The sequence below is a fragment of the Amycolatopsis sp. MEPSY49 genome, from assembly GCF_051337345.1.
GTDB lineage: Bacteria > Actinomycetota > Actinomycetes > Mycobacteriales > Pseudonocardiaceae > Amycolatopsis.
Genome location: NZ_JBDLYJ010000001.1, coordinates 980,046 through 999,687, shown reverse-complemented (window position 1 = coordinate 999,687; position 19,642 = coordinate 980,046). Strand labels below are relative to the sequence as shown.

Below are 19,642 nucleotides of genomic sequence, written 5' to 3'. Positions count from 1 at the left end.
GGTTCACCGCCTGTTCTTCGGGTCGAGGGCTTCGCGGAGGGACTCGCCGAGCAGCGTGAACCCGAGCGCGACGACGATGATCGCGATCGCCGGGTAGTACGCCAGCTCGGGCCGGACGTCGAGGAACTGCCGGGCACCCTTGCTCAGCATGATGCCCCACTCCGCCCGGTTCGGGTCCGGGTCGCCCAGACCGAGGAAGGACAGGGCGGCGGCCTCCAGGATGGCGGTCGCCAGGGTCAGCGTGGCCTGCACGATGACCGGGCCGAGCGAGTTCGGCAGCATGTGCCGGAACACGATCGCGCCGCGCTTCACGCCCAGCGACGTCGCCGCGAGAACGTGGTCGCTGCTGCGCTGCGTCAGCATCGACCCGCGCAGCAGCCGCGCGAAGATCGGCACGCCGATCATCGACACGGCGAGGATCACCGTCCACTGGCTGGGCTTGGCGAACAACGCCGCCACCGAGATCGCCAGCAGCAGCGACGGCACCGACAGCATGACATCGACGAGCCGCATGAGGACGGTGTCGACCCAGCCGCCGAACGCGCCGGCCAGGCCGCCGATCACCACGCCGACGAGCACGCCGATCACCGTCGCCAGCACGCCGACGAGGAGGGTGTTCTGCGCGCCGACGATCAGCCGCGACAGCTCGTCGCGGCCGAAGTCGTCCACGCCGAGCGGGAAACCCGGCTGGGCGCCGGGGATGATCCCCTGGCCGAGCGCGACCTTGTCCTGCAGGTACCGCTCGAACGGGTCCTTGGGCGCGATCAGCGGCGCGAACACCGCCAGCAGCACGAACAAGCCGGTGATCGCGGCGCCGGTGATGGCGACCGGGCTGCGCAGCATCCGCCGCAGGGCTTCGCCGCCGAGGCTGTGCCCGCTCGCCGCGGCGAGCTTGTCGATCGGCTCTTTCTTCTTGTTCAGCAGAGTGTTCATCGCACACGCACCCTCGGGTCGATGATCCCGTACGAGACGTCGACCAGCATGTTCACCAGCACGTACACCAGTGCCCCGAACAGCAGCAGCGCCTGGAGCCGGGGGTAGTCACGCCGTTCGATGCCTTCGGCCAGCAGGAACCCGAGGCCGCGGAAGTTGAACACGCGCTCGGTCAGCACCGCGCCGCCGAGCAGCGCGCCGGTCTGCAGGCCGATCGTGGTGACCACCGGGAGCAGGCCGTTGCGCAGCACGTGCCGGCGGCGGACCACCGGCTGCGTGAGGCCCTTCGAGTTGGCCGTGCGGATGAAGTCCTCGTTGAGCACTTCCAGCACCGACGCGCGGGTGATCCGGGTGATCACCGCGAGCGGGATGGTCGCGAGCGCGAACGCCGGGAGGATCAGGTGCTTGATCGCGTCCCAGACGGCGTCCCACTCGCTGGTCATGATGCCGTCGAGGACGGCGAAGTTCGTGATGGCGGTGGCGTCCAGCCCGGCGGTCTGCCGGCCCTGCGACGGCAGGCCCAGCGGGCCGGCGAGCAGGTCCTGCATCATGTAGCCGAGGAAGAACACCGGCACCGCGACGCCGATCAGCGTCAGCACGATGATCACGTTGTCGGCGGCGCCACCGCGGTAGCGCGCCGCGAGGTAGCCCGCCGGGATGCCGATGAGCACCGCGATGATCATCGCGGAGATCCCCAGCTCGATGGTGGCCGGCAGGAACGTGCCGATCTCCGACATCACCGGCTGGGTGGAGACCAGCGAGGCGCCGAAGTCACCGGTGACCGCGCGGCCGAGGAACTTGAAGTACTGGATGATGACCGGCTGGTCGAGTCCCAGCACGTGGTTGAGGTTGGCGATCTTCTCCGGCGTTGCCTTGTCGCCGAGGAGGGCGGCCGCTGGCCCTCCGGGCAGCGAGCGGAGCCAGGCGAAGACCAGGATGGACAGGATGAGGAGCGTCGGTATCGCTTGTAGCAGCCGACGCACGAGAAAACGGAGCACTTGGTGTCCTTTGGGGCCAGCCCGGGAGGTACGGGCATGGGGTGGGCGCGGTAGCCCCCACCCCATGCCTCACAGGTGGAACGTCAGTTGACGGTCACGGTGTTGAACCGCTCGTCGGTCAGCGGACTGGCGACCAGGCCCTTGACCTTCGGGCCGACCACGATGGCGGGCGGGCCGTAGGAGATCGGGATCGCGGGCAGGTAGTCCATGATCTGCTTGTTCACTTCCTGGTACGCCTTGGCGTGCGCGTCGCCGGCGGGCGAAGCGTCCGCGGCGGCCAGCGCCTGGAACAGCTGCGGGTTGTCGAACCCGAACTCCGGCTTCTTGCGGCCGAAGAAGGTGCCGACGAAGTTCCCGGCGTCGTTGTAGTCACCGGTCCAGCCGAGCAGGTGGAGGTCCTGCTTGCCGAACTTCTGGACGTCGTCCTTGTAGCCACCGTTCCACGGCTTGGCGACGGCCTCGACCTTGATGCCGATGGCCTTCAGGTCCTCGGAGATCGACGTGAAGACGTCCGCCGGGTTCGGCATGTACGGACGCGTGACCTCGGTCGGGTAGTAGAACTTCAGCGTCAGGTTCGTCGCGCCGGCCTGCTGCAGCAGGTCCTTGGCCTTCTGCTGGTCGTACGGGTACTTGGTGACGTCGTCGGTGTAGCCGGAGATCGTCTTGGGGACGAACTCGGTGGCCACCTCGGAGCCCTCGGGCAGCTTGCTCTTGACGAACTGCTCGCGGTTGATGCCGTAGGCCAGCGCCTGGCGGACGCGGACGTCCTTCAGCTTCTCCCCGGCCGGGCCGGACTGGTTGATGCCCAGGTACAGCACGTTGAACGGCGGCCGCACGAGCACCTGCTCGCCGTCGCCGCGCAGGAGGTTGTAGTCCGCGGGCGCCGGGTAGTCGTAGCCCTGGATGTCGCCGGCCTTGAGCGCCTGCTTGCGGGCGTTCTCGTCCGGGATGACCTTGAAGATCAGCTTGTCGAGCTTCGCCGTCTGCGTCGGGCTGGTGTCGTTCTTGACGAGGGTGATCTCACCCTTGCCCTGGTCCCAGCTGTCGAACTTGAACGGCCCGGTGCCGACCGGGTGCTTGTTCGCGTACTCACTGTAGGTGAACGAGTCACCGCTCTGGGTGACCTGGTCCGCGTTGTACTGCTTCAGCGCGGCCGGGCTCTGCATCGAGAACGACGGCAGCGTGAACGCCGCCGGGAACGCGCCCTTGGCCTTGTTCAGGTTGAGGACCGCGGTCGCCGGGTCCTTCGCCTCGCAGCTCTTGTAGACCGGGTCGCTGTACTCGTCGCTCTCGTTCTTGGCGAAGCCGCCGAAGACGTCGGCGTAGTAGATCATCTGGCTCTGGGCGGCGGCGCCCTTCATGTTGAACCAGCGGTCGAAGTTGAAGCACACCGCGGTGGCGTCGAACGGCGTGCCGTCGGAGAACTTCACGCCCTGCTTCAGGCTGAAGGTCCAGGTCTTGCCGTCGTTGCTGGGCTCCCACTTGTCGGCCAGGGAGGGCTCGAGGTCGGCGGTGCCCGGCTTGTTCTGGATCAGCGTGTCGAAGATCTGCCGCGTGATCCGGAAGGTCTCGCCCTCGTCGTTGAAGATCGGGTCGAACAACTTCGGGTTACCGGCCGCACCGAAGATCATCGTGCCCCCGGAACCACCCCCCGCGCCCTCTTCACGCTTGGATTCCGCACAAGCGGACAGCGAAACCGCGAGCGCGCCGGCGAGCCCGATCAGGGCCACGCGGCGTGTTCGGGTCAGCCGCAATTGCTGCATCTGGCACCCCTTGGGAGATGTTCGGGTTTCAAAGTCACCGTCCGGTCGGTCAGGAACTCGACGGACGATCGGTGTGCCCAGCGACACTAGCGGGAAGTCGGCCTGGGCTTAAGTACGTGAGGTTACGATCGCGCTACGTGGGCGCCGATTTGACCGCAATGTGTCCGTAAATCGTGACAAAATGTGACCGTTTGTGGCCCGCAACTCCGGCCGGTGCCGGATCACTAACTCAGATGGCGGTACCAACGTTAGCCCGGTCGTGGTGGCGCAACCGTTCCACCTTGATCGATCCGGAGTCCAGTGTGTACACAGGGTGACCGAACGAACCCCTACGAAAGTCGGGTTCCGGCGGCTTCGCGCGTGCCGTCGACGGCGAACCAGCCCCGTTCGAAGCGCTGCCAGCGGCCCAGTTCCGCCTGTGCGGCCGCACCGTCGCGTTCGACGGCCCGGGCCAGCCGATCGGCTTCCGGTCCGCCGGAAAGCCAGCAGAGGTGCGAAAGCAGGGGTCTTACCGAAGTGCGGCCGCTCGAAACGCCCTCCAGCACCAGGACGTCCGGCACGGGCACCCGGACGAGCTCGCCCGGCCGGGGCGTCCCGCTGGTCCAGTCCATCCGCCGGTACGCGCCTTCGACGCCGGCCGCGAGGGGCCGCAGGACGCCGTCGACCAGTCGCGGCCACCAGGAAACCGGGTCGTCCCAGGTCGCGAAGGCGTCGGTGCTCACGAGCTCGGTCCGGCAGCCGCGAATACGCAGCTCGGCGACGACCTGGGCGGCCAGCGTGGACTTCCCCGCGCCCGACGGGCCGTCGACGGCCAGCAGCCGCACCGCCCCCAGCCGCGCGGGCGCGGCGAGCAGGGCGTCGATCACGCGGTCACTTGCTGACGCGCTCGACCTCGGGAAGCCCTTTGACGTCGTCCGGCGCGGTCGTGCGCGCCTCCAGCTCGGCGATCCGGCCCGCCAGCTCGCGCTTGGCGTCCTCGAGCTCGCAGCGCAGCAGCGCGATCTCCTCGACCGACGTGCGCACCTCCTCTTCCAGGTGCCCGACCTCGGTCGAGAGGTGCAGCGACACCAGGGCCAGCACGACGCCGGCGAGGAGGAAGACGAAGTTCGACGGCGTCTGCACGCCGGTGTGCTCGGCGAGGAACTCGGCCGCCTGCGGCAGCACCGCGAGGACGACCACGCCGACCGCGACGACGAGCCACACGCCCGCGTACTTCTCGCGCAGCTTCCGCCGCCGCATCATCTCGAGGACGACGAACAGCACGACACAGGCGACGACGATGCTGAGGACGCGCCAACCCTGCATTTCTGCTTCCCCTTACGCCGAGTCGGACGAGTCGACCGCGGGCCGGCGGCGCACCAGCGCCAGCAGCAGCGCGAGCCCGGCCCGGCTCAGGTAGACGGCGGACTTGATGGGCGAGTGGCTGGGCGTGCCGCCCGCCCGCTCCCGCATGACGACCGGGATCTCCTTGATGGTCAGCTTGGCCCGGATGGCCATCACCAGCGACTCCACGGTGTCGCCGAGGTACTCCGCCGGGTAGTAGCCGGCGAACAGCCGGATCGCGCGCGGCCCCATCGCCTTGAAACCCGACGTGACGTCGGTGAGCTTGGTCTTCGCCAGCCGCGAGAACACGATCGAGAGCGCGACCATCGCGTACTTGCGCGGCCCGCTCGCCTTGTACGAGCCCTTGCCGGCGAACCGGGAGCCGATCACGATGTCGGCGTCGTCGAGGCCGCGCAGCAGCGCGTCGAGCTCGTCGGGGTCGTGCTGGCCGTCCGCGTCGACCTGCACGACGACGTCGTACCCGCGGGCGGCGGCGTAGCGGAAGCCGGTGCGCATCGCGCCCCCGACGCCCAGGTTGACCGCGAGGCGGGCCACTTCGGCCCCGGCCGCGCGGGCGAGCTTGGCGGTTTCGTCGACCGAACCGTCGTCGACGACGAGCAGGTCACCGCTCGGCAGAGCGCGTTTCACCTGGTCGATGACCGAAGCGACGCTCGCGGACTCGTTCAGCGCGGGCATCACGATGAGCACGCGGCGGCTGGTCACGGAGGTGCTGGACACGCGATCACTCTAGCCTTTCACTGCCCGTTACCGGCCGCGGACCCTGGAGCCGCACCAGCTGCGACGACGCCCTGCTGGCCCTCGATCTCGTACACGGTCGCACCGGGGTTGCGGAACACGACCTTGAAGCCCGGGGTCGTGTCGAGGTGGCTCAGGCCGGGCCCATTGCTGGTGTCCTTCGTGACCTTGCCCTGGCCCACGAAGACGTACCGGACCTTGAGGTCGGTCAGCAGCTCCCGCACGCGCGGGAACTTGTCGATGTCGTCGAGGTAGACGCCGAGGTAGCCGGCCGGAGTGTTCCCCTCGGCGCCGTAGAACGTCCACTCGACCGGCTGGACGCCGTCGAGCGCGTACATCCAGACCGAGCCGTCGGCCTTGCCGTTCATCACCCGCTCGCCCGGCGCGACGTGCGCGGCGAGCCAGTCGAACGCCGAGCGCTCGTCGTTGCTGACCGTCGGGCCGCCGCTGTAGTTCATCTGCAGCCGGGCGGCGTTGCGGCCGATGTAGCCGCCGCGGCTCAGGCCGCCGATGACGACCACGAGCAGCACGACGCCGACCGCGGTGAGCGTCGCCGGCGAAACGTTCGGCAGCCGCCCGCCTGCCTTGCGCGCGATCCAGCGGGCGGCGGTGTCGGTGAACTCGCCGAACGCGACCGCGCCGGCCAGCGGGACCAGCGCGCCGATCCGCCAGTGGTCGTTGTAGAAGATGCCGGTGAGGGTGTGGATGAGCGGCGTCTCGAGCGACACGGTGGCCGCGAACAGCCCCCCGAACACGACGTAGGCGGCGACCATCCACAGCATCCGGCGGTGCTTCACCAGCAGGAAGATGCCGATCAGGGCGGGCACGCCGATCCACCACTGCGGGAACGCGGCCATCGGCGAGAAGGTGAGGGTCTCCCCGAGGCCGCCGGTGACAGTGGCCTCCGACGCCCAGAACGCGCTGGTCACGCCGCCCGCGTTGTACAGCGAAGGCAGCGCCAGCGGCAGCCCGCAGACGACGGCGAGCGCGACCGTGGCCCCGAGCGAGGCCGCGGACCGGCGCCAGTCGATCCGCTCGAACTTGAAGAGCACCGCGAGCAGGATCAGCAGGAAGTACACGACGACGACGAACGCGACGCTGGTGTGCAGGCCGATCAGGCCCGCGACGCCGACGCCGATCGCGACCGGGCCGGCGATCCCGCGCGGCTCCAGCAGCCGGCGCGCGAGCGCGAGCATCGCCGGGATCAGGGCGACGCCGGCGACGTACGGCCAGAGCGGGCCGCGCCACAGCGAGTCGTACGGGAAGTTGGTGAACGACGCCGACACCGCGGCGGCCGCGGCGACCGCCAGCGCGGGCATCCGCCAGACGTGGCCCATCGCCGCGACGCCGATCGGCACGCACAGGATGACGGTGAGCGCGCCCATGTTCAGCGTCGGCATCATCGCCAGGCCGGCCTTGTCGAAGACCAGCGCGAGCAGGGCGTGGTAGGTGTCGGGGTAGAAGTAGTTCGTCTGGTTCGGCAGGTTCGCGATGGTGCCGACGGTCGAGGGCCGGGCGTCGCCGTGCTCGGCGATCCAGCGGACGAGGTTGGCGTGGAACGGCGCGTCCCAGCCCTGCTGGACCTGGTTGAGCCCGCGGGCGCCGCGCAGGAACGTGACGATCCCGACGAGGCTGCCGGCGCCGACGCCGGCCCCGATCAGCAGGTGCTCGCGCAGCGAGCGGGCGGGAGCGGCCGCTTCGGCGTCCTTCTCGGCCCAGTCGGGGTGGCGGCGGGCGGTGAACCGCTGCACCAGGAACGCCAGGCCGAAGCCGACGGCCGACAGCACGAGCGTCCACAGGGCGACGTCGAGCGTGGTCCAGCGGATGCCGAGCCCGCCGAGGACCGGGACACCCAGGCTGACGATGCCGAACGTCAGGATCGGCGCGGCGGCGGCGAGCAGCCAGCCCCGCAGCCGGATCGCGGCCCCGAAGACGAGGCCCGGCAGCCAGAAGGCGAGCACGACCAGAAGTACGTTCATGGTTTTCCGCTGTCCAACCTCACCGGCGTTCCCCGCCGATCCTGTCCCGGTTCCGGCCGGGTCACCCTACTGGGACGTCCGGGGCGGGCCGCACGTTGCCCGGCCGCCGCAGGACGAACATCAACACGACCACCAGGCCCAGCGTGGGGCCCCCGGCCAGCCCGGCGACCGCCTTGAGGATCGGGTCGCCCGGCACGAGCAGCAGCGTCGCGGCGGTGGCGACCGCGACCACGGCCCAGGTGACGAGCACCTTGTTCGCCTCCTTGCGGGCCACCAGCACGGCGGTCATCAGCTGCAGCGCCGTGAGCAGCACCGCACCCCACACCATCCACGCCACCCACCAGCCCTGGGCGACGAAGCCCGAGCCGTAGAGCAGGGAGACCAGCCACGGCCCGATCAGCCAGCCGACCAGCCCGCCGACCACGCCGACCACGATCGTGCCGAGCGCGCCGGCCGCGAGGAGCTTCCGCAGCCGGTGCTGCCCGTCTTCGGTGCCCGAAAGCCGGACCACCGTCGGCACGGCGAGCGCCTGCAGCGGCGAGAGCAGCAGCAGCGGCACCCGGGACACGGTGAGCGTCGCGAAGAGGACGCCGACGTCGCGCTCGGAGCCGCCGGGCGCCAGCAGGCTCACCATCGCCGGGTAGCCGGTGATGACGCTCGCGGTCAGCGCGGCGCCGGTCAGCAGGACCAGGATCCGGCCGGTCACCGGGCCCCAGCCGTCGCCGTCGGCGTGCGGGTCGACCAGCCCGGAGACCGGCTTGACGAACAGCAGCCAGGCGAACGAGCCCGCCGCGGCCGCGATCGCGTACGACGTCACGCCGGTGAGCCCGGCGGCGGCGATCCCGAACAGCACGAGCACGCGGACCGCGGCCTCGGCCACGACCAGCCAGGAGTACGGCTTGATCCGCTGCTGCCCGACGAGCAGGCCGCGGGCGGCGAACTGGCAGGCGAACGAGATCGCGCCGCACAGCACGATGACGCCGAGCGCGGTGTTCCCGGCGTAGAGCCGGTCCGACAGCACCGGCACGGTCATCGTCAGCCCGGCGACGACGGCGACGGTCACGGCACCGACGGTCAGGGCGCGCAACGCGGGCTTGCCGGCCTTGCCGCCGTCGAGCGCGGCGACCGCGGACTGGCGGGACAGCTCCTGCTCCAGCGGCGACAGCGCGCTGCCGAGGCCCATCAGGATGCCCCAGAACGAGAGGTAGACCTTGCTGTTCTCCGGGCCGAGCCAGCGGGTGGCGAGCAGCGTCAGCACGTACCCGAGCGCGATCGCGACGAGCAGCGAGACGCCGATCTTCCCGGCCGAGCGCCCGGTCTCCTTCGCCAGGCTGCGCCCGTCCGCCTCGTCGGGCTCGCGAGTCACCGGTGAGCTCATCGTCCCCGCCGCCGGCGGGCGCGCAGCGCCATGACCAGCCCGCGGACCGCGCCGGCGCCGAAGCCGGCGCCGAACACCGGGGCGAGCTTCGCGACGGCCTTGGCCTCGGCGGTCGTCGCGCCGAAGCGCGTCACGGCGGCCCCGGCCGCGGCCGAACCGGCGGCCGCGAGCAGCACGGCCGTCTTCGGGCGTTTGACCGCGACGCCGAGGCCGAGCAGGCCGACGCCGAACGCGGCGAACAGGCCGTTGCGGGCCGGGCCGGGCGAGCCGAGGTAGGAGTCCACGAAGGTCGTCCCGCGGAAGTAGGCCTGGGCGGCGAACTTCTTGAAGCTGTCGCGCCCGTGGTAGGTCGCGGAGAACTCCGGCGCGAGGAAGATGCGGTGGCGCTCGGCGATCCAGCGCAGGACGCCGGTGTCGTCACTGGCGAAGCGCACGTCGTCGAACAGCGATACGAAAGCGTCCGAAGCCGCTTCGAGAACGCCGCGCGGCGCGGAAAAGAATCCGGTGCCCTTCGGGAAGAGGTCGAACTCCTCGATGCCGAAGGACATCAGGCGCGGGTCGGCGCAGTAGCGGCGCCAGGGAATCTTCACCAGGCCGGCCATGAAACCGGCGTACGGGTTGTTTTCGGAGGCGACGTTGACGTGGCCGTTCCACACCGTGCGCTCGGGGTGGTCGACGAGCTGGTCGCGCAGGAAGGTCAGCGCGCCCTCGTCCACCACGACCCGGCTGTCGAGCAGCAGGATCTGCTCCCCGGCGGCCTTGGCGATGCCCGCCCGCCGGGCCTCGAACCGGCCCGCGTTGGCCTGGCTGACGACGGTGATTCCGTGGCGTTCGCGCAGCTCGTCGAGCCGCGACGGCGTGGCGTCCGAGCTGCCGTCGTCGACGACCACGACCTCGATCGGCCAGTTCGCCGTCTCGGCCGAGGCGAGCAGCGCGCCGACACTGCGTTCGATCCAGTCCTGCTCGTTGTAGACCGGGATCACGACGCTGAGCGAGGGGAGGAGCGGGTTCGCACTCACCGGGCCGAGGCTACCCGGCGGCCCCCGCGGGAGGTCGGCCAGTATCCTTACGCCACCGCACCCGACCTGAAATGGGCTCCTCTGGTGATTTCCTTCATTCTCGGCACCACCGCGGAACTGATCAAAATCGCGCCCGTCTACCACGGGATCCGCGAGCGCGGGATGCGGCCGAAGATCTGGTTCACCGCGCAGCACGTCGACGAGGTCGCGGACGTCCTCGCGGACCTGAACATGCCGGAGCCCGACGTCTGGCTGGTGCCGGAGGAGAAGGCCCACAACCTCGAGTCGCCGGCGCAGGTGCCGGGCTGGGCCGCGCAGGTGCTGCGCACCGCGTGGAGCCGCCGCCACGAGCTGCGCGCCGCGCTGACCGAGGACGGCCGTCCCCCGCTGGTGCTGGTGCACGGCGACACGTTCACCACGCCGTACGGCTCGCTGATCGGGAAGCGGATCCTCAAGTCCCGCGTCGGGCACGTCGAGGCGGGCGCGCGGTCGGGCAGCATCCTGTCGCCGCTGCCCGAGGAGCTCAACCGCAAGATCGCGGCGAAGATCGTCGACATCCACTTCGCGCCGAGCGCGCGTGAAGTGAACAACCTCCGCAACGCCCGCGGCGTGGTCGTCGACACCGAGGCGAACACGGCGATCGACGCGATGCGCCTCGCCATCAACGGGCCGCTGGACGTGCCGAACCTGCCGGAGAAGTTCGGCCTGGCCACGCTGCACCGCTTCGAGCTGGTCTCGCGCCCGGACAAGTACCGCGAGGCGCTGGAGATCCTGCGCGAGCAGAGCCGCAAGATGCCGATCCTGTACATGGCGGGCGCGCCGGAGCGCGAGAAGATCCGCGCGCTGGGCATCGGGAACATCTTCGACGACCAGTTCATCGTCCAGCCGAAGATGCGGTACCTGAAGTTCCTCCCGCTGGTGGCGCGCGCCGAGTACGTCGTCACCGACTCGGGTGGTCTTTCGGCCGAGTGCTACTACCTCGGCCTGCCGTGCGCGGTGCACCGCGAGCGCACGGAGACGCCGCAGCACCTCGGCGAGACGGTCGTGCTCACGGAAATGCGCGGCGACAAGCTGCAGAACTTCCTCGACACGTACCAGAACCGGCGTGGTGAGTCCTGGATGGACAAGTACCACCCGTCCGAGATCGTCGTGGACACGCTGGCGCAGCTCGGCTACTGCTGAGGTCTCTTTGGGGTGACCCCGCGTTTTTCCGGGGGTGAGCCGGGCAAAGTGTCGCCATGATCCACATCGGACTGGCGGCGTTGCTGGCGGTGGTCCCGCCGATCGACCAGGCGTCGGTGCGTGACGCGGCGCTTTCCTCGGGCTTCCAGGAGGCGTACGTCGCTTCGGCGGGCCCCATCGCGCGGGAGATCCACGCGGCGTACGACATCCCGGCGTCGGTGACGGTGGCGCAGTCGATCCTGGAGTCGAACTGGGGCCGCAGCCGGCTGTCGGTGAACGAGCTGAACTACTTCGGCTTCAAGTGCGTGACGCCGACGAGCCCGGGGCCGATCGCGTTGCGGTGCGCTTCCTACCCGACGACGGAGTGCATTCCGGCGCCGTGCCACCCGGTGGACGCGTTTTTCCGCTCGTACGCGTCGGTTTCCGACTCGTTCCGCGACTACGGGCGGCTGCTGACGACGTCGTCGAACTACGCGGCGGCGTTGCCCGTGCGGGATGATCCCGACGCGTTCGTCCGGGCGGTGGCGCGGAAGTACGCCACCGACCCGGAGTACGCGAACAAGGTGATCAGGTTGATGGACCTGTACGACCTGAGGCGCTTCGATCGGTGAGCTTCCGGATGTCCCGGTCGAAGTTCCGGCCGGTCAGGTCCGCGAACTTCTCGAAGAACTCGACGCCGCCCTTGGCGAGGGCGAGCAGGTCCTCCTCGCCGGCGACACCGCTCCGGCGCGTGCCGTCGTCGAACGCCCGGGTGAACCGGACCAGACCACCCGGGATCGGCTCGAGCCGGAGCACGCCGGCCAACGGGGCGACGGGGAACCCGTCAAAGGACACGGCGGCCCGAGAGCGCGCGCCCCAGGGTCAGTTCGTCCGCGAACTCCAGGTCACCGCCCATCGGCAGGCCCGACGCCAGCCGCGTCACGCTCAAGCCCGGGAAGTCCCGCAGCATCCGGACCAAGTACGTCGCCGTCGCCTCGCCCTCCGTGTTGGGGTCGGTGGCGATGATGATCTCCTTGATGTCCGCCTCGCCGATGCGCTTGAGCAGCTCGCGCATCCGCAGCTGCTCCGGCCCGATGCCCGACAACGGGTCGAGCGCGCCGCCCAGGACGTGGTAGCGGCCCTTGAACTCGCGCGTCCGCTCGACCGCCAGGACGTCCTTCGGCTCCTCGACCACGCAGATGACCGTGAGGTCGCGGCGCTCGTCGCGGCAGATGCGGCACTTCTGCTGCTCCGAGACGTTGCCGCAGACCTCGCAGAACTGCACGCCCTCCTTGACCTTGCCGAGCACGTCCTGCAGCCGCGCGATGTCGGCCGGGTCGGTGGCCAGCAGGTGGAACGCGATCCGCTGGGCGCTCTTCGGCCCGACCCCGGGCAGCCGCCCGAGCTCGTCGATCAGGTCCTGGACGACACCTTCGTACAAGTTCGTCAGCCGCCGAAGCCGAGGCTGCCGAGGTCCGGCATGCCGCCACCGCCGCCGAGCCCGTTGGCCAGCGGGCCGAGCTTCTGCTCGGTGAGCTTCTGCGCGTTCGCCGACGCGTCGCGCACCGCCGCGACGACGAGGTCGGACAGCGTCTCGACGTCGTCCGGGTCGACGACCTTCGGGTCGATCTTGAGGCTCTTCAGCTGGCTGTCACCGGAGACGGTCGCGGTGACCAGCCCGCCGCCGGCGGTGCCGGTGACCTCGGTGTTGGCGAGCTCTTCCTGGGCCTCGACGAGCTTCTGCTGCATCTGCTGCGCCTGCTGCATGAGCTGGGAAATGTCGAAGCCGCCGCCGGGTTGCGCCATGATTCGCTCGGTCCTCTCTGCACGCCTGTGTCAGCCACCAGGGTAGTCGCGCCACGCGGGGTGCCGGGCTGTGGCACCGTGGTCGCCGTGCGACGCGCGACTGTCCCCTTCCTGCTGGCCGGTGCCCTGCTGCTCACCGGCTGCTCCGACGACGTCCCGGCGGCGCCGGCCACCTTGACCACGAGGACGGTCACGCCGGCGACCGTGACTTCCACGCCGGCTCCTCCGCCGGTCACTTCGTCGTCGGTCGCCGCGCCGCCGCCGGTCGCGGCCGGGAAGGTCGTCGTGCTGGATCCCGGGCACAACGGCGGGAACGGCGCGCACCCGGCCGAGATCAACCGGCAGGTGCCCGCGGGGCGCGGGCAGACCAAGCCGTGCAACACCACCGGCACTTCGACCAACGCCGGCTACCCCGAGCACGCGTTCACCTGGGACGTCGCGCAGCGCGTCGGAAAAGCGTTGTCAGGCAAGGGAATCCGCGTTGTCTACACGCGACAGAACGACACCGGCGTCGGCCCCTGCGTCGACCGCCGGGCGGCGATCGGCAACGAAGCGAACGCGGACGCGGTCGTCTCGATCCACGCGGACGGTTCGACCGCGGCGGGCGCGACCGGCTTCCACGTGGCGTATTCGTCGCCGCCGTTGAACGCGGCGCAGGGCGAGCCTTCGACGAGGCTGGCGCAGGTGGTCCGGGACACGCTGCGCACGAGCGGCTTCAGCACGTCGAACTACATCGGCGGCAACGGCCTGTCGGCGCGGGCGGACCTGGCCGGGTTGAACCTGTCGACGCGCCCGGCGGCGCTGGTGGAGTGCGGCAACATGCGCAACGCGGCGGAGGCGGCCCGCATGACGAGCGCGGAGGGGCGCCAGCAGTACGCATCGGCGATCGCGGCGGCGATCGAGGCCTACCTGGCTTCCTGAGCCGCGACGACGGCGTCGCCGTTGACCGTGGCCCACTTCGTGAGGACGCCGATGGGCTCGACGAGGGTCTGCCCGAGCTCGGTCAGGCGGTACTCGACGCGGGGCGGCGCCTCGGCGTACGCGCGGCGGTCGACGAGGCCGTAGCCCTGGAGCTTGCGCAGGGTCTGGGTGAGGACCTTGCGGGAGATGCCGCCGATGAGGTCGACGAGCTCGCCGTGCCGCCGCGGCCCGCGGCTGAGCGCGAACACGACGACGACCGCCCACTTGTCGGCGATGATCTCGATCGCCAGCCGGGCCGGGCAGTCGGCGAGGAAGACGTCGCCGGGGAAGTCACCCATGGGAACCAAGGTACCGAGCGGTTCCTTTCGGGTTCCTAGGCTCGGGGGCATGGAACTTCCCGAAAGCTGCCACCGCCTGTTCGAGCGGCCGTTCAACGCCGTGCTGACGACGATCAACCCCGACGGCTCGCCGCAGACCTCGATGGTCTGGGCCAGCCGCGACGGCGACGAGATCGTGATGGGCATGGAAGGCCGACGGCCCAAGGTGCGCAACATCCGCCGCGACCCGCGGGTGACGGTGCTGATCGAGGACCACGACGGGCACGACGCACGGGGGCTGCCCCAGTACCTGCTGGTCCGGGGGACGGCCCGGGTCGCCGGACCGGACATCGCCGACGAGTTCACCGCGCTGATGGACCGGCAGGCCCAGCGGTACCTCGGTGTCCCGAAGTACATGCTGGGCAACCAGGGTTCGCCGACCGCGGTGATCGTGCGGATCACCGCGGACCGGGTGACGGGCATCGGCCCCTGGGCGTCGTGAAGGTCAGTCCAGCGGGCGGGCGCCGAGGTGGTCGGAGATGAGCTTGCGGGCGACCTCGTCCGGGTCCTGGTCCGGCGGCGGCGGGGGCGGCGGCGGGGCCGGGCTGGCGTCCTCGTTGTAGAGGTCGTCGTCGTCCTCGTCGGCGGGTTCCGGGGGCAGCGGGATGTCCGGCTCGCTGGTGGTCACCTTCGGCCGCGCCGGCGCGGCGGGGGCCGGGGCGGGCGCGGGCCGTTCGACGGCCGGTGCGGGAGCGGCCGCGGACTGCCGGGTGAACGACCGCTCCGGCGCGGGCGCGGCCTGCTGGACACGCGCGGCGGCGGGCGCGGCCGGGGCGTTGCCGTGGACGCAGCGGACCTGCCAGTCGCCCCCGAGGACGTCGGACAGCGCGCCGGCGATCTTGCGGGCGTTGTCCTGGTCGGACAGGCGGCGGGCCAGGGGTTCGGACTTGTGGGTGAGGGTGAGGGAGTTGCCCTCGACGCTCGCGACGGTGGCCTGGGTCAGCATCGCTTCGAGGCTCCGGCCGCCGGTGAACTTGCGCAGGGCGGTCATGAGCTGCGGCCAGACGTTCCGGATCCCGGCGGCGTCGAGGGCACCGGAAGCCGCCGGGGCGCTGGGTTCAGCGGGGGTGGGCGGCTGGGACGCGGGAGCGGCCGGCTGGGCCGGAGTGCCGCCGCCTGGCGTGCGCGGGGTTCCCCAGCCGCCATCGGCGGACTGGGCAGCGGGTTTCGCCGCCGGGGCCGGAGTGCCGGCGTTCGCAGCTGCCGGTGCGGGAGCCGCGCCGCCGGGGGTGCGCGGCGTTCCCCAGCCGCTCTCCGCGGAACGGGCCGCTGGTGAGCTGGTAGCCGTGGCAACCGCCGCCGGGGCCGGCTCAGGAGCCACTGGTGCGGGTGCTGGTTCCGGAGCCGCCACCGGCGCCGAACCCCCACGCTGCGAAGGACGGGAGAACTCCCGCTCCGGCGCCGCCCGCACGGGAGGCTCCACGCCACCCTCCGCGGGCGCGCCACCCCCGCCCGCCAGCGTCGCCCGGCGCTCCAGCCGCTCGATGCGCGCCAGCAGCGCCTTCTCCGCCTCCGTCACCGACGGCAGCAGCATCCGCGCGCACAACAGCTCGAGCACCAGCCGCGGCGAAGTCGCGCCGCGCATCTCCAGAAGTCCATTGTGGACGATGTCCGCGTACCGGGACAGCGTCGCCAGGCCGATGCGTTCCGCCTGCGCCACCATCCGGGTCAGCTCTTCCTCCGGCGCGGACACCAGCCCGCCCGCGGAGTCCGGCACCGCGCGCAGCAGCACCAGGTCGCGCAGGCGGTCCAGCAGGTCCGTCGCGAAGCGGCGCGGGTCGTGGCCCGCCTCCGCGAGCTTCTCCACCGTCGAGAACACCGTCGCGGCATCCTCCGTCGACAACGCGTCGACCATGTCGTCGATCAGCGCGACGTCCGTGACGCCCAGCAGCGCCACCGCGCGCGAGTACGAAACGCCCTCCGGGCCGGCGCCCGCCAGCAGCTGGTCCAGCACCGACTGCGTGTCACGCGCCGAACCGCCGCCCGCGCGGATGACCAGCGGGTACACCGACGGCTCGACCTCGACGCCCTCCGCGGCGATGTTGCGCTCCAGCAGCGCGCGCATCGAGCTCGGCGGGATCAGCCGGAACGGGTAGTGGTGCGTGCGCGAGCGGATGGTGGTCAGCACCTTGTCCGGCTCGGTCGTCGCGAAGATGAAGATGACGTGCTCGGGCGGCTCTTCCACGATCTTCAGCAGGGCGTTGAAGCCCTGCGTGGTGACCATGTGCGCCTCGTCGATGATGAACACCCGGTACCGCGACTCGGCCGGCGCGTAGAACGCCTTGTCCCGCAGCTCGCGGGCGTCGTCGACGCCACCGTGGCTCGCCGCGTCCAGCTCCGTGACGTCGACGCTGCCCGAGCCCTCCGGCGCGAGCGCCTTGCACGAGTTGCACTCGCCGCACGGGTCCGGCGTCGGCCCCTTCACGCAGTTCAGCGAGCGCGCCATGATGCGCGCGCTCGACGTCTTCCCGCAGCCCCGCGGACCCGAGAAGAGGTAGGCGTGGTTGATCCGCCCGGCGGACAGCGCCGTGCGGAGGGGTTCGGTCACATGCTCCTGCCCGACGACCTCGGCGAAGGTTGCCGGACGGTACTTGCGGTACAGCGCGAGAGCCACGTCGCGAGGGTACCGGGCACCACCGACAACCTTCGCCGTGCGGTCAGGGCAGCTGGGCCAGCAGGCCGTTCACCTTGGCAACGTGGTCCGCGGTGAAGGCCTCACGCGCCCGCGCCTTGGCCAGTTCGGTGTCCAGGTACGGCTGCAGACCCGACCGCGGGCCGTCGAGCACGCCCTCCGCGACGGCGTTGACCTCGGGGCCGTCGGGCAGCGTCCGGGTCACGTAGACGTCCAGGTCGATCAGGTGCGCTTCGTGCTGACCGTGGGCCAGGAACTCGCGGACGTCCGCGACGGTGCCGTCCAGCGCCTGCTGCGCCCACGACTTCGTCGCGGGGCCGCCGGCCGCCATGATCTGGGCGACCTCGACGCGGTCGTCGGTGTCGCGGCCCGGGTAGTCCCCTGTGCGCAGCAGCGCGGCGACCCCGGCGTACGTCCCGGCGAGCGCGTCACGAGCGGCCTGGCGCAGGCCGGCGCGAGCCGTGGGGTCCGCCGCGATCGCCGCGACGGCGGCGCGGTCGTCGGTCTCCTGCGCGGCGGCGAGCCCGCTGCGCACGAACGTGACGACGTCGTCGTCAGTGCCGCTCAGCGCGGCGCGCGCGGCGTTCTTGACGGCGGCGCCGCCGTTGCGCAGCAGGTAAACCGACGCGACGGCCGTTCGGCACGGTCAGCGCCGGGTCGGCCGCGTCGGCGAGCAGCTTGTCGTTGTCCGTCTTGGCCTGCGCGGCGCGGGCGGCGGCGTCGCGGGCCTGCTGCCGCGCGGCGGCTTCGGCGCCCGCGGCCGCCCGGCCGTCCTGCTGGGCCGCGGACTGCTGGGCCGCGAGCCGGTCGGCGTTCGCCTGCCGCGCGTCCGACGCGATCTTCCGGGCTCGTTCCCCGGCCAACCGCACGATGAGCGGGTGGTGGGCGGCCGCGCCCGCCTTGGCGCCGTCGAGCTGGCCCTGGAGCGCGGCGAGCTCGGTGTCCCCGTTCGCGGCGACCTGGCGCCAGACGGAGAGGAAGTACCGGACGTCGGCCGGGATGCCGTCGAGCGCGGCGGCCTTCACCTCCGGGCCGCCCGCGGCGAGCGCCTGGTCGGTGGCGATCCGGTCGTCGGTGTCGCGCGCCTGCTGCAGACCGGTTTCGAGGAACGCCCGGACGTCGGCGGGGGTGCCGTCGAGCGCCTTCTGAGCGCGCTCGTTCACGACCGGGCCGCCGGTCGACAGGACCTGGGTGACCAGCACCCGGTCGTCGTCCAGGGCCTGCCGGCGGTCGGTCGCCAGAAAGGTCTGCAGGTCGGCCGAGCTGCCGAGCAACGCCGCTTCGGCGGCTCTGGCGACGCCGGGGCCAGGTACCCCACGGCCTGGGCCCGGTCGGGCAGGACGTCCGCGGCCGCCGGCGTCGCGAAGACACCGGCGGCGAGCGCCGCGGCGACGATTACTGCGTTCGCACGCAAGGAAAACCCCCTCGATCGATGATCGTCCCGCTCCCTCGTCGCCGGGCCGGTCGGAATGTTTCCGATACGCTGCGGCTTCGTGAGCCGTTCGCGAAAACCCGGTCCGGTGCCCGGGCGGTACCCGGTCCGGTTCGGGACGGCGGAGCTGCTCCGCGACGCCGACCGCGGCAACGCGTGGCTGGTGTCGGTGGACGGCGTCGCCCAGTCGTACGTCGACCTCGACGACCCGGCCAACCTGGAGTTCGATTACGTCCGCCGCTTCGGCGACGTCGTGGACCAGCTGCCGCCGGGGCCGGTGGACGCGCTGCACATCGGCGGGGCGGCGTGCACGTTGCCCCGGTACGTGGCGGCGTCACGCCCGGGTTCGCGGCAGCTGGTGTTCGACGCGGACGGCGAGCTGGTGGAACTGGTCCGCGCCCAGCTCGGGCTGCGGGTACCGGGCCTGCGCGTCCGCATCACGGACGGCCGGGCCGGCCTGGCAACCCGCCGCGAAGACACAGCGGACCTGGCGGTGGTGGACGCGTTCGAGCGGGCCACGCTGGCGGGCGGCCTGGCGACCTTGGAGGCAACCCGCGCGGTCGCGACGATCCTGCGTCCGCCGGGGATCTACCTGGCGAACATCACGGACGGCTCGGGTCTGCCGTTCGCGCGCCGTTTCCTGGCGACGCTGCGGGAGGTGTTCCCGGAGGTCCTGCTGCTGGCGGACCCGGCGGTGCTGAAGGGGCGCCGCTTCGGCAACCTGGTGTTCGCGGCCTCGGCATCCCCGCTGCCGACGGCGGAGATCGCCCGCCGAACGGCCTCGGCGGCGTTCCCGACGAGGTGCGTGGAGGGCGCGGAGCTGCGGAAGCTGGCAGGGAGGGCAACCCCGATCACGGACGAGGACCGGCCACCCTCGCCGCGGCCCCCGGACGACGTACTGGGCCTGTTCTAAGAGGCAGACCACCCAACGGGCGAGGTGGAAGGCCACGGAAGACCCGCAAACCAGGAGGAGAGGCACCGTGGGGGTCCGGGGGCTCGGCCCCCGGGTGAAACGACGGAATGAAGGGCCCGGCGAAGGGGCGAAGCCCCGAGAGCCGGAGCCCGAAAAGAAGGGGACCCCGCGCACCCGTCAGAGCCTGCTTATCCTTGCTGCCTTCCGGCCCTGGGGAGGTTCACAGGGTGGACGCCGCGCGGGGTCCGTGG

At 71.3% G+C, this 19,642-nt stretch carries 21 protein-coding genes and 1 other RNA gene; 5 read left to right on the top strand and 17 right to left on the bottom strand.

Features of this window, described 5'->3' with window-relative positions; genetic code table 11:
* Positions 1 to 3: 3 nt before the first annotated feature.
* The 9 genes from ABFJ78_RS04995 to ABFJ78_RS04955 form a co-directional block, all read right to left on the bottom strand.
* The gene (locus tag ABFJ78_RS04995) at positions 4 to 933 is read right to left on the bottom strand and encodes an ABC transporter permease (RefSeq protein ID WP_436384485.1); all 930 of its coding nucleotides are present in this window, start codon (positions 931 to 933) and stop codon (positions 4 to 6) included.
* A complete protein-coding gene (locus tag ABFJ78_RS04990; RefSeq protein ID WP_436384483.1) occupies positions 930 to 1,931 on the bottom strand; it encodes an ABC transporter permease in 1,002 nt (333 codons plus the stop codon). Before ABFJ78_RS04990 ends, ABFJ78_RS04995 begins: the two co-directional genes overlap by 4 nt.
* Positions 1,932 to 2,014: 83 nt before the next feature.
* The gene (locus tag ABFJ78_RS04985; protein WP_436384482.1) at positions 2,015 to 3,694 is read right to left on the bottom strand and encodes an ABC transporter substrate-binding protein; all 1,680 of its coding nucleotides are present in this window, start codon (positions 3,692 to 3,694) and stop codon (positions 2,015 to 2,017) included.
* A gap of 329 nt (positions 3,695 to 4,023) precedes the next feature.
* Entirely contained in the window at positions 4,024 to 4,560 is a 537-nt protein-coding gene (locus ABFJ78_RS04980) for a uridine kinase family protein (protein ID WP_436384480.1), read from the bottom strand.
* Positions 4,561 to 4,564: 4 nt separating this feature from the next.
* Positions 4,565 to 4,999 (bottom strand): DUF2304 domain-containing protein, encoded by a 435-nt coding sequence (locus ABFJ78_RS04975; RefSeq protein ID WP_436384479.1) that lies wholly within the window; start codon positions 4,997 to 4,999, stop codon positions 4,565 to 4,567.
* Between the two features lie 12 nt (positions 5,000 to 5,011).
* Entirely contained in the window at positions 5,012 to 5,713 is a 702-nt protein-coding gene (locus ABFJ78_RS04970; protein WP_436385383.1) for a glycosyltransferase family 2 protein, read from the bottom strand.
* A 59-nt stretch (positions 5,714 to 5,772) separates the two neighbouring features.
* Entirely contained in the window at positions 5,773 to 7,752 is a 1,980-nt protein-coding gene (locus tag ABFJ78_RS04965) for a DUF6541 family protein (protein ID WP_436384477.1), read from the bottom strand.
* A 61-nt stretch (positions 7,753 to 7,813) separates the two neighbouring features.
* The gene (locus ABFJ78_RS04960; protein ID WP_436384476.1) at positions 7,814 to 9,118 is read right to left on the bottom strand and encodes a hypothetical protein; all 1,305 of its coding nucleotides are present in this window, start codon (positions 9,116 to 9,118) and stop codon (positions 7,814 to 7,816) included.
* Between the two features lie 8 nt (positions 9,119 to 9,126).
* Positions 9,127 to 10,149 carry a glycosyltransferase family 2 protein gene (locus tag ABFJ78_RS04955; protein ID WP_436384475.1) on the bottom strand — a complete coding sequence of 341 codons (1,023 nt, stop codon included), beginning with the start codon at positions 10,147 to 10,149 and terminating at the stop codon, positions 9,127 to 9,129.
* Between the two features lie 84 nt (positions 10,150 to 10,233).
* Between ABFJ78_RS04955 and ABFJ78_RS04950 the strand changes: the two genes are divergently transcribed.
* Together ABFJ78_RS04950 and ABFJ78_RS04945 are read left to right on the top strand one after the other, a co-directional pair.
* Positions 10,234 to 11,331, top strand: coding sequence for a UDP-N-acetylglucosamine 2-epimerase (locus ABFJ78_RS04950; protein ID WP_436384473.1), 1,098 nt, complete (start codon positions 10,234 to 10,236; stop codon positions 11,329 to 11,331).
* 56 nt (positions 11,332 to 11,387) lie between these two features.
* A complete protein-coding gene (locus ABFJ78_RS04945; RefSeq protein WP_436384472.1) occupies positions 11,388 to 11,942 on the top strand; it encodes a glucosaminidase domain-containing protein in 555 nt (184 codons plus the stop codon).
* Here the strand turns inward: ABFJ78_RS04945 and ABFJ78_RS04940 are convergent.
* From ABFJ78_RS04940 to ABFJ78_RS04930, 3 genes are read right to left on the bottom strand one after another with little or no spacing between them, the layout of a single operon-like run.
* Positions 11,899 to 12,135: a hypothetical protein gene (locus tag ABFJ78_RS04940; protein ID WP_436384471.1), complete on the bottom strand. Its 237-nt coding sequence runs from the start codon at positions 12,133 to 12,135 to the stop codon at positions 11,899 to 11,901. The two genes, ABFJ78_RS04945 and ABFJ78_RS04940, sit on opposite strands and share 44 nt — an antisense overlap.
* A 19-nt stretch (positions 12,136 to 12,154) precedes the next feature.
* Positions 12,155 to 12,751, bottom strand: coding sequence for a recombination mediator RecR (gene recR, locus ABFJ78_RS04935; RefSeq protein WP_364014686.1), 597 nt, complete (start codon positions 12,749 to 12,751; stop codon positions 12,155 to 12,157).
* A gap of 5 nt (positions 12,752 to 12,756) precedes the next feature.
* A complete protein-coding gene (locus tag ABFJ78_RS04930) occupies positions 12,757 to 13,116 on the bottom strand; it encodes a YbaB/EbfC family nucleoid-associated protein (RefSeq protein WP_436384470.1) in 360 nt (119 codons plus the stop codon).
* 78 nt (positions 13,117 to 13,194) lie between these two features.
* On the opposite strand from ABFJ78_RS04930, the gene ABFJ78_RS04925 reads away from it, so the two are divergent.
* The gene (locus ABFJ78_RS04925) at positions 13,195 to 14,037 is read left to right on the top strand and encodes an N-acetylmuramoyl-L-alanine amidase (protein ID WP_436384468.1); all 843 of its coding nucleotides are present in this window, start codon (positions 13,195 to 13,197) and stop codon (positions 14,035 to 14,037) included.
* On the opposite strand, the gene ABFJ78_RS04920 is transcribed toward ABFJ78_RS04925, so the two are convergent.
* The gene (locus tag ABFJ78_RS04920) at positions 14,022 to 14,375 is read right to left on the bottom strand and encodes a winged helix-turn-helix transcriptional regulator (RefSeq protein WP_436384467.1); all 354 of its coding nucleotides are present in this window, start codon (positions 14,373 to 14,375) and stop codon (positions 14,022 to 14,024) included. The two genes, ABFJ78_RS04925 and ABFJ78_RS04920, sit on opposite strands and share 16 nt — an antisense overlap.
* 49 nt (positions 14,376 to 14,424) lie before the next feature.
* Here ABFJ78_RS04920 and ABFJ78_RS04915 point away from each other — a divergent pair, with 49 nt between their 5' ends.
* Entirely contained in the window at positions 14,425 to 14,856 is a 432-nt protein-coding gene (locus ABFJ78_RS04915) for a TIGR03618 family F420-dependent PPOX class oxidoreductase (protein ID WP_436384466.1), read from the top strand.
* A 3-nt stretch (positions 14,857 to 14,859) separates the two neighbouring features.
* Here ABFJ78_RS04915 and ABFJ78_RS04910 read toward each other — a convergent pair whose 3' ends face one another.
* The 3 genes from ABFJ78_RS04910 to ABFJ78_RS04900 are packed head-to-tail and all read right to left on the bottom strand — an operon-like array spanning position 14,860 to position 18,320.
* Positions 14,860 to 17,028: a DNA polymerase III subunit gamma and tau gene (locus ABFJ78_RS04910; RefSeq protein ID WP_436384465.1), complete on the bottom strand. Its 2,169-nt coding sequence runs from the start codon at positions 17,026 to 17,028 to the stop codon at positions 14,860 to 14,862.
* Positions 17,029 to 17,071: 43 nt separating this feature from the next.
* Positions 17,072 to 17,614, bottom strand: a complete 543-nt coding sequence (locus ABFJ78_RS04905; protein ID WP_436385382.1) for an ALF repeat-containing protein — start codon at positions 17,612 to 17,614, stop codon at positions 17,072 to 17,074.
* A complete protein-coding gene (locus ABFJ78_RS04900) occupies positions 17,601 to 18,320 on the bottom strand; it encodes an ALF repeat-containing protein (protein WP_436384463.1) in 720 nt (239 codons plus the stop codon). The genes ABFJ78_RS04905 and ABFJ78_RS04900 overlap by 14 nt, the downstream gene beginning before the upstream one ends.
* Positions 18,321 to 18,515: 195 nt before the next feature.
* Here ABFJ78_RS04900 and ABFJ78_RS04895 point away from each other — a divergent pair, with 195 nt between their 5' ends.
* A complete protein-coding gene (locus tag ABFJ78_RS04895) occupies positions 18,516 to 19,391 on the top strand; it encodes a spermidine synthase (RefSeq protein WP_436384461.1) in 876 nt (291 codons plus the stop codon).
* 155 nt (positions 19,392 to 19,546) lie between these two features.
* Here ABFJ78_RS04895 and ffs read toward each other — a convergent pair.
* An RNA gene (gene ffs / locus ABFJ78_RS04890) (signal recognition particle sRNA small type) lies at positions 19,547 to 19,641 on the bottom strand.
* Position 19,642 lies beyond the last annotated feature (1 nt).